Genomic DNA, 13,146 nt, shown 5'->3' with positions numbered 1-13,146 from the left:
AAGAGCTATGCCGAGGATGGAGAGGTTTAGTGGGCGGCATCGGACACCCTATTAAGGTCGTTTCTTTGACTGGAGACAGCAAGATTGATGGCCTGCTTTCTGGTTACGCATGGGCAGATCAGGTCATCACTTATTCGATGCCCACCACCAATGTTTATGGCTACAGCGGCGAACCCGACACCTTTGAACCAATTTCCTGGTTCCAGACAGTAACGGTGATAGGTGATGCTCTGGGCTTAGACTGGAGCACAAACGCACCGACATTTGCCATTTCTGGCTTCACCGGCCTGAGCTTCTTGGGAGCGCAAGATTCACATCTGCGCTTCGGCTATTCCAACGCTTTCGACACCGCCTGGGCTTATGGGCCCGGAAACTTGGCTCAGTCCGGTGACATCTGGTTTACGCGTGACGTCAGCTTTCCTGCACCTGAACTCGGGACCTGGCATTGGATGGCAACGTTGCGCGAGATTGGCCATGCTCTCGGCCTCAGTTGCTCTGACCCGCTCAGCAGTTCGCAACCCGCATTGCCCTACGACTATGACGCGATGGAATATACCATCATGAGCGCGCGCTCGTTCGTGGGCGACACTACGCCAGGTTTCGAGAACGAATACTACGGTTTCGCCCAGACCTACATGATGCTCGACATCGCGGCGCTTCAGCAGATGTACGGCGCGGATTATACGACCAACAGCGGCAATACAACTTACGTCTGGGCACCTGGTGGTGGCGACACTTGGGTGAATGGTTGGCTGTTGCTTCAGCCACATAGCGATAATGTCTTCGCGACGGTCTGGGACGGTGGCGGGATCGACACGTACGACCTGTCGGCCTATTCGAACAGTATCCAGATCTCGCTGAAGCCCGGGGCAAGCTCGCTCTTTTCCTGGACGCAACGGGCCTATCTGGGGTCGGGTCAGTATGCGACCGGCAACATCTACAATGCGCTGCTATTCCAGGGGAACCAGCAGTCGCTGATCGAGAATGCCATTGGCGGCAGCGGCAATGACATGATCGACGGCAACGGTGTCGGCAATTACCTTGTCGGTGGCGCGGGCGGCGACACCCTGTCCGGCTTTTTCGGCGACGACACGCTGGAAGGTGGCGCGGGCGCCGATGCCCTGTACGGCGGCGCGGACCGGGACACAGCAAGCTACGCCCAGTCGAGCGGCTCGGTCACCGCAAGCCTGATCTATGCTGCGGTGAATGCGGGCGAAGCTGCCGGTGATAGCTATTCCAGCATCGAAGATCTGATCGGCTCGGTCTATGCTGACGAGCTTTACGGCGACGGGAATGCAAATATCCTCAGGGGCAATGTCGGCTGGGATCTGATCTTCGGCTATGGCGGCGATGACACGATCATGGGCGGCAAAGGCTATGATACGCTTGTCGGCGGCGGCGGTGCGGATGAAATGGACGGCGGGCTGGGATTTGATACGGCCTCCTACGCGACAGCAAGCGTGGGCGTCGATGCGGACCTGAGTGTCGGCGCCGGAAGCTCTGGCGAAGCAAATGGCGACAGATACATCTCTATCGAGGCCCTGATCGGCAGCCTGCATGGCGACACCCTGACCGGTGACGGCGGTGACAATGGCCTCTATGCCAACTGGGGCGATGATCTTGTCAGCGGCATGAACGGCAACGACACGATCCAAGGCGGCCGCGGCAGCGATACCCTGAGTGGCGGCATCGGAAACGATACGCTGCGCGGCGGCCTTGACGCCGACACGCTTACCGGCGGGTCGGGCTTCGATGCGTTCGTCTTCAAGGACGCGCTGGATGTGGACGACATAGACCTCATCACCGATTTCAACGTGGGTGAGGATGTCATTCACCTCGGCCATCTTGTCATGAGCGCGGTCCAAGCCGTGTCGGGGCCGCTCGGCGGCGGGCTGGGCCTGCTCGACAGCGCCTATTTCCACGCCAGCAGCACCGGTCAGGCGACAACCGCGACCGAGGTGATCCTCTATAACACGACCACCGGCGCGCTCACCTATGATGCGGACGGAAGTGGCGGGAACATGGGCATCCAATTCGCGACCCTGACCGCGGGCCTCAGCCTCACCGCGAGCGATTTTATCGTCGTCTGAAACAATCCGTCGCCAAGATGGTCCCCGGAGTCGCCACACCGACTCCGAGGACCAGCTGGTCGGAAGCGGCGGCTCCCGGCCAGCTTTGGCGCGTCTCCACCTGATTGCACCGACTTCGGGCAATCGTCAAATGGTTGTTTCGCCAGAAACAGAGTTTTTTCTTTATACCGTATGCAGATAGAGGTCGTAGTCAACGTCCGATATCGTGCGGTTGACCCGGTCATATTCAGCGGATTTCACGGCAACGAAGGTCCGGTGCATCTCTGAGCCCAGGGCCGATTTCAGGAAATCAGACCCTCGTGCCGCCTCGATCGCCGTGCGCCAGTCGCGTGGCATCGCCCCGCCCGCCTCGTCCGAGTAGCCGTTGCCGGTTGTTTCCGGGCCGGGATCAATCTGGTTCGCAATCCCGTGGCGAATCGCCGCGAGTACCGTCGCGGCCACCAGATAGGGGTTCGCATCGACACCCGCAGGCCGATGCTCAATCCGCCGTGCCGCCTTGGCTCCCGCCGGGATGCGCAGCGCGACCGAGCGGTTGTTCACCCCCCAGTTGGTCGAGACCGGCGCATAGGACTGGTTGGCGAAGCGCCGCCAGCTGTTGGCATGGGGTGCGAAGACCAGCATCGTCTCGGCCATTGTCGCGCGCATGCCGCCCATCGCATGGAGAAGGAGCGGGTTCCACTGACCCTCGACCTCTTCAGTGAATAGGTTCCGGCCCTGCCCGTCCTGCAAGGACACATGGAAATGCATGCCCGATCCCGCGTAGCGCTCGATCGGCTTGGCCATGAAACAGGCGGTCACCCCGAAGCGCCGCGCGATCAGCCGCACAATGCGCTTCAGCCGGATCAGATCGTCGGCGGCCTGAAGCACATTCGTGCGGTAATGCAGCGTCAGCTCATACTGCCCCGGCGCATACTCCGAGATTACGGTTTCGGCCTTGATCCCCGCCTTGGCGGCGCCGGCGTAGATTTCCGAAAACAGGGGCTCCATCCCGTGCAGATGGTCGACCGAATAGACCTCGGTCTTGTCAGACCGGCGGCCGTCCAGCACCGCATCGGCAGGGCGGACCCGGCCGTCGGCATCGCGGTCATTGGCAAGCAGAAAGAACTCCAGCTCGAACGCGCCCGCGGGGTAGCGCCCTTCGCCCGCCATCGCCGCCACCTGCGCAGCCAGCGCGTGGCGCGGGTCGGACATCATCGGTGTACCATCGAGCGTATATTGCGACAGGAAGACCTCGCCGCGCGGGGGATTGGTGCCATGCAACGGCACCAGGCTGCCCGGGATCGGCCAGGCACGCACGTCGCCATCGCCCTGGTCCCAGATCAGCCCGGTTTCATGCACATCCTCGCCGCAGATATCGAGCCCGAGGATCGAGATCGGCAGATGGCGGCCGGACTTGTAGATCGAAAGAAGTTCGTGCCGCCGGATGATCTTGCCGCGCCCGATGCCATTTGAATCGTGCAGCACGATGTCGAATGCCTCGATCTCGGGATGGGCGGCGAGGAAGGCCTCCGCCTCCGCCACGGTCGAGCCCGAGGGGCTGGGTGTGTCGGTCGTCATTCGAAAAGCTCCGCAGTGATGGCGTCGAAGGCGGCGATCAGCCGGTCGATCTGGTCAAAGCCCGTCGCAGGCGAGACGAGCATCATGTTGTGGAAGGGTGCGATCAGGCAGCCGCGGTTCACCAAGGCCGCATGGATGGCCTTTTCCAGCGCCGGTTTGTGCGCCTCATGGCTTTCCGATCCGTTCCTGAGCGGCGTCGGATGGCAGATGAACTCGACCCGCGCGCCGACCCGCACCACATGCCACGGCGCGCCATGGCGCTGGATCACATCGGCGAGGCCGCGTTCCAGCCGCGCCGCGCCGGCTTCCATGTGGGCGTAATTCTCTGCCGTCATCACCTGCGACAGGTTCGCCTTCATCGCCGCGAACTGCAGCGGATTGGCCGACAAGGTCGTGCCGATGCCGGAAAAGCCTTCCGGTCGCTTTGCGTCATAGGCCTTAAAGCGGTGGGCCACTTCGTCCGTCATGCCCCAGACAGAGGCGGGCAGCCCGCCTGCCACCGGCTTGCCCACCACGAACATGTCGGGTTCCAACCCGTGTGTGCGGGTATAGCCGCCGAGGCCGGACGAGATCGTGTGGGTCTCGTCGATGATCAGAAGCGTTCCGTACTTGCGCGTCAGGCTGCGCAGCGCCTTGTGATAGCCCGGGTCCGGCAGGACCATGCAGCAGTTGGTCATCACAGGCTCGGCCAACACCGCCGCCACGTCGCCTTCGGCGAGTGCCGCCTCGAGCGCCGCCAGATCGTTGAACTCCACCACTTTCGACGTGGTCGAGAGGTCGACGACCTGACCCACGAGACCCGGCCGCTCGACCGTCTCGCCATCGACCTGTCGCACCATCGCATCATCGACGGCGCCGTGATAGCAACCCGCGAAGAACAGGATCTTCGGCCGCCCGGTCACCGCCCGCGCGACGCGGATGGAAAAGCGGTTGGCGTCAGTCGCGGTCGTGGCGATCTGCCAGACGAAGGGGCCGAACCTGTCTTGCAAGAGCCGTCCGACATCGAGCGCGTCGGTGGTGGGCAGCATGTAGGTCAGACCCTTCGCCCCCTGCTCGGCCAGAGCGCGCGCGACCGGCTCGGGTGAATGGCCGAACATCGACCCCGTGTCGCCCAGGCAGAAGTCATCCAACCGGTTGCCGTCGAGATCGAGAAGCTCCGCCCCCCTCGCCTCGGCCACCAGCATCGGGAAGGGTTGCGGCCAATCCTTCATCCAAAGCATCGGCACGCCATCGAGGAAAGCGGCGGTTCCGGCGGAAAGCGCCGCGCGGGTCTTCGGCCGCGCGGCCGCATAGATGTCGGCCTCGCGCGCCGCAATGGCGGCCAGCCGTTCGGCGGACACACCGCCGATCATGTCAGTGGAAGTCGTCATAGGTCACCTGATCTGTTGAGAGAATGCTTGGCCTGATCAGGCTGCGGGCGGCGCAGGCAGGCCGAAACGCTGGCGTTCGAAACCACGGCACAAAGGCAAAGGCAGCTTGGCGCGACGCGAGAGCCGCGCGGAGCCGAAGCATTTCAACTGATCCCTCGTGTACATAATTTGATCATATATACGATTTCGTCGCCCTTCGCCAGCGGGTTTGGATGCCTGCCCGACCCGACTGGCAAGCACGGTCCGTGAAGGTGCGACGAATCGTCTGCCGGCGGGTGACGAAGGCGATTTCACCCCCGAAAGCGCGACTATCAGGCCGATCATGGATATTTGTGCGCCTTGCGGAAACCCGGAGCGACTGCGCCGACCGAAGGCTTTGATCGCGCGCAGCGGCAGCCTAAGGTGCAGCATCAGAAGAAACGCCCCGTGACATATTTTCGTCGCGAGTTCCTGCGGGGCGGTTGAGTAGTTGGTAAACTTGGTAGTGATTTTGTTGAACAACGCATTTTAGTTTGCGGTCCGCTTTGTAAGGCGGCGTCCGCGTTTTGGATATGTCGCATGAATTTTGATCTGATGCGCTTCACGACCGAAAATATCAGCCCAGCCTCAACGCGCCCGATCACGGCGCCGCCGACCGCGCCGGTCGGCCCGGCGGATCGCAAGGACAGTGTCTGGTCGCTGCCTGGCCTGTGCTGGAACGCCAATGTCATGACATCGTTCGGTGCGCTGCCGGTGCAGGTTTTGCGCCAGCACGATCCGCTGCGCCTGGACGACGGCCAGATCAGGCGTATCGCCTGGATCGACAAGGTGCAGCTCGACGAGGGATTCCTGGCCTCTTTCCCCGATGCCCAGCCGATCCTGATCCGTGCCGGTGCGCTCGGGCCCGGCCTGCCGGCGCGTGACATGACCGTTTCGCCCGCCCAGAAGGTTCAGTCGCGGATGATGAATTTTTCGACCGAAGTCCGCGCCGCGCGGGAACTGATCGGTCGTCCCGGCGTTATGAGGAAGCCGGAAACGATTGTGACCTATTACCTGTTCCATTGCGGTCAGCCCGCCTGCGTTCAGGCGGAAGGGGTGACGCTTCAGACTGCGCCCTAGGGGCGCGGGGCCCCGTCCGTCTTAAGCGCCCTTTTAGGCGGGCGGGGCTTGCATCATTCCGGCGCGGTTTCGGATGGTGCATCTTCGGTGCGGCGCCCGCGAAAGCCGGTCGCAACCACAAATTTTTCGGAACTGTCCGCGCGACTCGCGGGCGGTTTCACGTTCGCGACCTTGGTGAAGGCGCGCTTCAGGATCGCCTGCAGCTCGTTTTCGGCGCCACCGGCCAGCACCTTGGCGACGAACGTACCGCCCTCTTCCAGCACATCGAAGGCAAACTCCGCCGCCGCTTCGCAAAGCGCGATGATCCTGAGGTGATCGGTGCCCTTGTGGCCCGAGGCCGCCGCCGCCATGTCGGATATGACCACATCGGCCGGACCGCCGAGCCAGGCCTTCACCTTGTCATCCGCCCCATCCTCAAGAAAGTCGAGCTGATGGATCTCGGCCCCCGCGATCGGCTCGACCTCCTGCAGATCGACGCCCAGCACCTTGCCGACCCGCTTGCCCGATTTCTCGCCAAGCGCATTGACGCGCTTGACCGCGACCTGGCACCAACCGCCCGGCGCGCAGCCAAGATCGACGACGCGGGCGCCAGGCACTAGAAATCGGAACTTGTCGTCAAGTTCGAGGATCTTGAAGGCCGCCCTGCCCCGGTAGCCTTCCTTCTTCGCGCGCTGCACGTAAGGATCATTTAGCTGTCGTTCGAGCCAGAGCGTCGAGGAAAGCTTCCGCCCCTTGGCGGTCTTTACCCGCACCCGTAGATCGCGCTGCCCGCGTCCCGATGTGTTCCCCGAAGGGGTCTTGGCCATATCCCCTCTCCTCGGGTTCAAGCGTTTCCCTGCCCAGATAATCGGAACGCGGCAGGATCGCAATCACCCGGGCGGCCGGATCAGAAGGGCCCTTCCTCAAGAACGCCGTCCGCCGACATCTGCGCATAGAGAAGCCCCTCGCGCAGCCCGCGGTCGGCGACCGACAGCCGGTCGGTCGGCCAAACCCGCATCAGGGCTTGCAGGATCGCCGAGCCGGACATGATCAGCGAATGGCGGTCGCGACCGATGCGCGGGTCGTTCTTGCGGCCGTCGGGTCCGAGTTTCAGATAGTCCCGGATCACCCGGTCGATCTGGTCGGAGGTCATGCGCAGCCCGTCGACCTTGGTCCGGTCATAGCGGCGCAGCCCCAGATGACTGGCGGCCACCGTGGTCACCGTGCCGGAGGTTCCGATGATCTGAAACCCCTCGCGCGGCTGGCTGGCATTGTAGGGCGAGAAATCGGCGAGCTGTTCCTCGAAATGCCAGGACATCAGCGCGAAGCGCGCCGCATCATCATCGACATCGTTGAATTGGTCCTTGAGCGTTGCGACCCCAAGCGGCACCGAAATCCAGTCAACCACCTTCGCCGCCGGAAAGGGGCTGTCGACGGTATGAAAGCCTGCGTGCAGGCGCATGATCGCGCGCGGCCGGTCATGGCGCGGCACTGCGGAAAGGTCGATCCAGACAAGCTCGGTCGAGCCGCCGCCGATATCGACGACAAGAAGCTGTTCGGTGCGGGTCGAGACGAGCGGCGCGCAGGAAATGACGGCCAGCCGCGCCTCTTCCTCGGGCTGGATGATCTCCAGCGGCAGCGCGGTTTCCCGGTGCACGAATTTGAGAAATTCGCGCGCGTTCTTGGCGCGGCGGCAGGCCTCGGTCGCCACCAGCCGCATCCGTTTCACGCCATGCTGTTCGATCTTCTTGCGGCAGATATGCAGCGCCTGAACCGTGCGGCCCATCGAAGCGCGGCTGAGCTTGCCCGACGCCTCAAGCCCATGACCCAACTGGACCGCTTTTGAAAAACTGTCGATGACATGGAATTGACTGCCCTTCGGCTGGGCAATCAGCATCCGGCACGAATTCGTGCCGAGGTCAAGCGCCGCATAAAGCTGCGCCGGGTCTGGTTTGGCGGTTGTCGGGGGCTCTACCGGAACCGGGAACGCGCCCTGACCGCCGGGACGCCTTCATAACGCCCTCCAAATCAAGTTATCCCCAACCTAACCTCCTACACGGGCGCAATCAAGGCGAAGCGGAGCCGCAGGCGGCGCTTCTCACGATTCTTTGTTGATCGAATGATCAAAAACTCGGCCCACCCGACCGGCCCCGCCACTAGTCTCATCATGTTCATGAGAATTTTTCGGACGCGCGGCGCTCGCCCATCGCGACCGTTCGCGCTATCCCTGTGGGCGCAAGTCGCTCTGATCGCGCGCCATGTCGAAATCCGACGTTTGGTGTCGCGAACAGGGCGGTATGAGAGGCCGAAACTGACGGAGTCATCATGGCGGACGTGACGATCGTTTACTGGCGCGACATCCCGGCCCAGGTCATCGTGGGCAAGGGGCGCCGGGGCGTGAAGAAAGTGCTGCCGGAACGGTTCGAACAAGCCATCGACCGCTGTGCCATGAAGGTGGGCGCACGCGATACGGACGCCTATCTCGCCGAATGGCGGAAGGCCGCACCTGTCGTGGTCGAGGGCGAGGACGAAGCGGTCGCAGCGGCGGAAGCCGCGCGGCTTGACGCCGAATATGACCAAGAGCGCATCAAGGCGCTGATCGCGAATGATGGCTGGGCGTGACGTGCCCGGCCAAGGCCTCTGGAGAGCTGCAATGGCACTATTGAATTTCCGCCGCAAGGAAGCCCCCGCACCGCAGGTGAGCGGCGAGGCCGTCGAGGCCTTCCTCGAAGGCTATTCGATCGAGGTGATGCCCCGCACCGCCGAGAAGGTCGAGGATTTCCGCGAGCTGCTGCCGAAAGGCACCCGCGTCTATATTGCCCATATCGACGGCACGCCGTTCGAGGACATGGTAGCGACCGCCAAGCGGATCAATGCCGAAGGCTTCAAGGTGATGCCGCATTTTCCGGCGCGGATCATCAAGGACCAGGCGACGCTCGCTGACTGGATCGCCCGCTATCAGGGCGAGGCGGATGTGCGCCAGGCGCTGCTGCTCGGCGGCGGCGTTTCGACCCCGCACGGCGATTTCCACTGCTCGATGCAATTGATCGAAACCGGGCTTTTCGACGGGTTCGACCGGCTGCATGTCGCAGGTCACCCGGAAGGCAACAAGGATATCGACCCCGACGGGTCGGACCGCAACGTGATGGAGGCGCTGCGCTGGAAGCAGGCGTTCAGCGAGCGGACCGACGCCAAGATGGCGATGGCCACCCAGTTCTGCTTCGAGGCGAGGCCCGTGATCGACTGGGTGAACCGCCTGAATGCCGAAGGCATCAAGCTGCCGGTTCATATCGGTGTCGCGGGCCCCGCCAAGCTGCAGACGCTGATCAAGTTCGCCATTGCCTGCGGCGTTGGTCCGTCGCTCAAAGTGCTGCAGAAGCGCGCGATGGATGTGACGAAGCTCCTTCTGCCTTACGAGCCGAACGATTTTGTGGCAGAACTGGCCGCGCACAAGGCGGCGGACCCGGACTTCGGCATCGAATCCGTGCATTTCTTCCCGCTCGGCGGGATCAAGACCAACGCGACCTGGGCAATCGAGCATGGCGGCAAAAGCGCCGTCCCGGCCGCACAGAACTGAGAAAAGGTAAAGAACGTGACCCGCACCGTCCTGGAATCGAAGACCAAAACCGTCGTCATCGGCTTTGACGAGCCATTCTGCGTGATCGGCGAGCGGATCAACCCCACGGGGCGCAAGAAGCTGGCTGCCGAACTTGAGGCCGGCAATTTCTCGACTGTCGAGAAGGATGCGCTGGAACAGGTCGCCTGTGGCGCCATGGTGCTCGATATCAACGCGGGCGTTGTCTACAATTCGAACCCCGATCCCAACCTCACCGAGCCGCCCCTGATGACCTCGATGGTCCAGCTCGTGCAGGGCCTTGTCGATGTACCGCTCTGCATCGACTCGTCGGTTCCCGGCGCGCTGAAAGCCGGGCTGGAGGCCGCCGAGGGCCGCCCGCTTCTTAACTCGGTCACCGGCGAGGAAGAGCGTCTCGAACTCGTCCTGCCGCTCGTGAAGAAATACAACGTGCCGGTCGTCGCCATTTCGAACGACGACACCGGGATTTCCGAAGACCCCGATGTGCGCTTCGAAGTGGCCAAGAAGATCGTGCAGCGTGCCGCCGATTTCGGCATCCCGGCGCATGATATCGTCGTCGATCCGCTGGTCATGCCGATCGGGGCTATGGCGACCGCGGGCCAGCAGGTCTTCGCCCTTGTGAAGCGCCTGCGCGAGGAACTTGGCGTCAACACCACCTGCGGCGCCTCGAACATCTCGTTCGGCCTGCCGAACCGCCACGGCATCAACGCGGCTTTCCTGCCGATGGCGATTTCCGCCGGCATGACGTCCGCCATCATGAACCCGGTCCGCCAGGTCGAGATGGAAGCGATCCGTGCCGCCAACCTTCTGATGAACCACGACCCGAACGGCGGCGAATGGATCCGCTTCTCGAAGGTTTTGGAGGCCGTCGAGGGCGGCATGACCTTCGCGGAAGCCTCCGCAGCGCAGTCGAGCGCCGCATCGGGCCGTCGCGGCGGTCGTCGCGCCCGCGCCTGACCACGCGCCACTATTCTTAGGTACGGCTCCTCGTCGGCCTCCGGCCGCTCGTCGCAGGCGCGCGAAGAGCGCCGAAGGCGACGATGAGCCAGCCAGCGTGTCATGGCCCGATCAGGTCGGCTTGTATGCCGCAAGCCGCGCAAGCGCTTTCAATGCTCGCGCCCGGGCCAGAGGGACCCGAGCAGTCTCCAAAGCCATGAAGACGTGGGTCGTGCCAAGATCGGCATCCTCGACCGCGTCGGGGCCGACCCAGGCACCAGCGCCGAGGTGGAGGCGCAGAAGCGGCGGAAGGCCCGCAGCACTGGGCACTGCCGCCGTTGCCCGGGCGGGCCGCCAGGCCCTCGGCGCGAAGCCCTCGGGGCCCGTGTGCCGGGTCCTGAGCCAATTCAGAGCAGCGGCATGGCTTGCGGCCTCCGCCCCGGGAAAGGACGCACAGCCGAAGAGAAGCGCGATCCGATTGGCGCGCACCAGTCGCGTCAGCCCGGCGAGGACAAGGCGCATCCCGTCTGCCGCGCCGCCTCCCGGCATGTCCAGCCAGAACCGGCCAAGCTCTGCCACCGGTCGTGTGATCTTCGCCAGCGGAGCAAGATCATAACGCCCGGCGGAATAGCCTGACGCCGCCGACGGACCGTCGGGAAAAAGCTGCAGGCGAAAGCCGCCCACGGGCGCGACGCCCGCCTCAGGCCGCAGAAGGAAATGGCGGCAGAGCGGATCGAACGGATCGCCATCCTCCCGGCCCGGCGGACGAAAACGGGCAGCGCGCGCGCGAATCGCTTCCGACACCGCGTCGGGCGAGCGCGACTCCGTCAGGCAGAGCCCGCCGCCTGCGGCCAGCATCATGGCGTCGGCCGAAGGGAAAGGCGCCCTGCCCTCGGCGCCCATCGGATCAGTTCTTGTTGAGGAAATCGGCGGCGTTGAGGTTGCCGATATTGCCCAGAAGCTGCTGCAGGAAGCTCAGCCCCTTGATATTGCTGTCGGTCACCCGGCGCGAGATTACAACGGCCTGACCCTTTTCCAGCCCGAAGCGCTCGACGTTCGAAACGACGCCCTCGTCATCATAGGTCACCGCAACCACCTGACGATCAATCTCGACCGGTGCACGCAGGCCGACCTGCTTGAACCGCGAACCGACATAGTACCAGCCCGACCCGGTCAGAATACCGATCGAGGAGGGACGGCCGATCGCGTCAGCCACATCCTGCTGGGTCGATTGACCGACAACCACCTCTTCGAGGTCCTTGTCGGTCGGCACATAGCCGTGGTTCGAATAGATCGCCGAACAGGCCGCAACGACGGCGAGCACAAGCCCGGCCATGCCGATCCGAAGGACGGATCCAAACTTGCCGCCAAACTTGCCGTTCTTCACACCCGCCCCCTGTTCATTTGGTCTTGTGCTTGCCATCACGGCGGAAGCCTTTTATCCGGCTTACAACAAGGCGCCCGGGTCCGACAAGGACCGAAACCGCGCGTCGGCCAAACGCCCGCGCCGATGCGACCGTCGATTGTTCGAAGGAGAGAGAGAATGGCAGCAGACGCTCCCTATTCGCATCCGGTTCGCACCGCCGCCCTGCCCCAGCGCAAGCCGCACCGCTTCGATCTGGCCCCCGATGCCGCCGAACGCGCCGCGATTGCCGCCGATCTCGGCCTTCTGGATCTGCCACTCGTACGGCTGAAAGGGGAACTGCGCCCTTCCGGCCGCAGGGATTTCGTGCTGGAGGCCCGTCTTGCGGCCGAGGTGGTCCAGCCCTGCGTCGTCAGCCTTGCGCCTGTCCCGTCCCAGATCGACGAAGCGGTCACGCGTCGCTATCTGGCGGACTATGTGGAGCCCGAAGGCGATGATGTTGAGATGCCCGAGGATGACACGACCGAGGCGCTTGGCGAGGTGATCGACCTCGGCGCGGTTCTTGTCGAGGCTTTGTCGCTCGCCCTGCCGCTTTATCCCCGCGCACCGGATGTCAGCTTCGACAGTCTGATCGCGGCAGAGCCGGGAACAGAGCCGCTGACCGACGAGAAACTCAGGCCCTTCGCGGGATTGGCCGACCTGATGAAGGGGAGCAAAGAAGGCGAATGAGGCGCGCGCCAGTTGTCCGTGATGCCGCAACGCGGCAGAGCGGAGAAACCGGCTAGAAAAGACTTGCGCCCGCCCGGAATCGCAGTATGTTCCCGGCCTCGCTTGTAACTTGGGTTCGCACCCGGTCGCGCTTAGGCAACCAGTGACGAAACCCCTGGAAAACCGGGGCAATGGCCCCCAGAAACCCGAGGTTGAGACATGGCTGTCCCTCAGAACCGCACCACGCGGTCCCGCCGCAACATGCGCCGCGCCCACGATGCGCTGGTCGCGGCTAACCCCAACGAATGCCCGAACTGTGGCGAGCTGAAGCGCCCGCACCATGTCTGTGGCGCCTGCGGTCACTATGACGGCAAGGAAGTTGTCGCTCAGGCGACCGAAATCGACCTGGACGACGCCGCTGCGTGAAGCGGCGTGACCGGCGTCTGACCC

13 protein-coding genes and 1 pseudogene are annotated in these 13,146 nt (G+C 63.6%); 7 read left to right on the top strand and 7 right to left on the bottom strand.

Translation table 11 applies throughout. From position 1 onward, the window contains the following. The first annotated feature begins 29 nt into the window (after positions 1-29). On the top strand, positions 30-2,090 hold the full coding sequence (locus OU426_RS00385; RefSeq protein ID WP_267631847.1) for a M10 family metallopeptidase C-terminal domain-containing protein: 2,061 nt from the start codon (positions 30-32) through the stop codon (positions 2,088-2,090). Between the two features lie 162 nt (positions 2,091-2,252). Here OU426_RS00385 and OU426_RS00380 read toward each other — a convergent pair whose 3' ends face one another. From OU426_RS00380 to OU426_RS00370, 3 genes are read right to left on the bottom strand one after another with little or no spacing between them, the layout of a single operon-like run. Further along, entirely contained in the window at positions 2,253-3,647 is a 1,395-nt protein-coding gene (locus OU426_RS00380) for a glutamine synthetase family protein (protein WP_267631846.1), read from the bottom strand. Beyond that, positions 3,644-5,017: an aspartate aminotransferase family protein gene (locus OU426_RS00375; protein WP_267631845.1), complete on the bottom strand. Its 1,374-nt coding sequence runs from the start codon at positions 5,015-5,017 to the stop codon at positions 3,644-3,646. The genes OU426_RS00380 and OU426_RS00375 overlap by 4 nt, the downstream gene beginning before the upstream one ends. A 36-nt stretch (positions 5,018-5,053) precedes the next feature. Beyond that, complete coding sequence (locus OU426_RS00370; protein WP_267631844.1) at positions 5,054-5,518, bottom strand: hypothetical protein; 465 nt, start codon at positions 5,516-5,518, stop codon at positions 5,054-5,056. A 57-nt stretch (positions 5,519-5,575) separates the two neighbouring features. On the opposite strand from OU426_RS00370, the gene OU426_RS00365 reads away from it, so the two are divergent. Then, positions 5,576-6,115 (top strand): Hint domain-containing protein, encoded by a 540-nt coding sequence (locus tag OU426_RS00365; RefSeq protein WP_267631843.1) that lies wholly within the window; start codon positions 5,576-5,578, stop codon positions 6,113-6,115. A 53-nt stretch (positions 6,116-6,168) separates the two neighbouring features. On the opposite strand, the gene OU426_RS00360 is transcribed toward OU426_RS00365, so the two are convergent. Both OU426_RS00360 and OU426_RS00355 read right to left on the bottom strand, forming a co-directional pair. After that, positions 6,169-6,921, bottom strand: a complete 753-nt coding sequence (locus tag OU426_RS00360) for an RlmE family RNA methyltransferase (protein WP_267631842.1) — start codon at positions 6,919-6,921, stop codon at positions 6,169-6,171. An 80-nt stretch (positions 6,922-7,001) separates the two neighbouring features. Then, positions 7,002-8,105, bottom strand: a pseudogene (locus OU426_RS00355) (Ppx/GppA phosphatase family protein); the annotation flags it as partial. Positions 8,106-8,419: 314 nt separating this feature from the next. Here OU426_RS00355 and OU426_RS00350 point away from each other — a divergent pair. Genes OU426_RS00350 through OU426_RS00340 form a run of 3 tightly spaced genes read left to right on the top strand, consistent with a single transcriptional unit; the run spans position 8,420 to position 10,646 of the window. Continuing rightward, complete coding sequence (locus OU426_RS00350) at positions 8,420-8,716, top strand: virulence factor (protein WP_267631841.1); 297 nt, start codon at positions 8,420-8,422, stop codon at positions 8,714-8,716. Between the two features lie 31 nt (positions 8,717-8,747). Continuing rightward, on the top strand, positions 8,748-9,671 hold the full coding sequence (locus OU426_RS00345; protein WP_267631840.1) for a methylenetetrahydrofolate reductase: 924 nt from the start codon (positions 8,748-8,750) through the stop codon (positions 9,669-9,671). A gap of 15 nt (positions 9,672-9,686) precedes the next feature. Next, a complete protein-coding gene (locus OU426_RS00340) occupies positions 9,687-10,646 on the top strand; it encodes a methyltetrahydrofolate cobalamin methyltransferase (protein ID WP_267631839.1) in 960 nt (319 codons plus the stop codon). A gap of 111 nt (positions 10,647-10,757) precedes the next feature. Here the strand turns inward: OU426_RS00340 and OU426_RS00335 are convergent, their stop codons facing one another. Together OU426_RS00335 and OU426_RS00330 are read right to left on the bottom strand one after the other, a co-directional pair. Next, the gene (locus tag OU426_RS00335) at positions 10,758-11,528 is read right to left on the bottom strand and encodes a GNAT family N-acetyltransferase (RefSeq protein WP_267631838.1); all 771 of its coding nucleotides are present in this window, start codon (positions 11,526-11,528) and stop codon (positions 10,758-10,760) included. 4 nt (positions 11,529-11,532) lie between these two features. Beyond that, positions 11,533-12,012 carry an outer membrane protein assembly factor BamE gene (locus tag OU426_RS00330; RefSeq protein WP_324289784.1) on the bottom strand — a complete coding sequence of 160 codons (480 nt, stop codon included), beginning with the start codon at positions 12,010-12,012 and terminating at the stop codon, positions 11,533-11,535. A gap of 156 nt (positions 12,013-12,168) precedes the next feature. Here OU426_RS00330 and OU426_RS00325 point away from each other — a divergent pair, with 156 nt between their 5' ends. Beyond that, a complete protein-coding gene (locus tag OU426_RS00325) occupies positions 12,169-12,717 on the top strand; it encodes a YceD family protein (RefSeq protein WP_267631837.1) in 549 nt (182 codons plus the stop codon). A gap of 198 nt (positions 12,718-12,915) precedes the next feature. Further along, positions 12,916-13,122, top strand: a complete 207-nt coding sequence (gene rpmF, locus OU426_RS00320) for a 50S ribosomal protein L32 (protein ID WP_267631836.1) — start codon at positions 12,916-12,918, stop codon at positions 13,120-13,122. Positions 13,123-13,146: the final 24 nt, after the last annotated feature.

The sequence above is a fragment of the Frigidibacter sp. RF13 genome (assembly GCF_026626305.1).
Classification (GTDB): Bacteria; Pseudomonadota; Alphaproteobacteria; order Rhodobacterales; family Rhodobacteraceae; genus TMP-24.
This window is presented reverse-complemented; position numbering and strand designations above follow the sequence as displayed.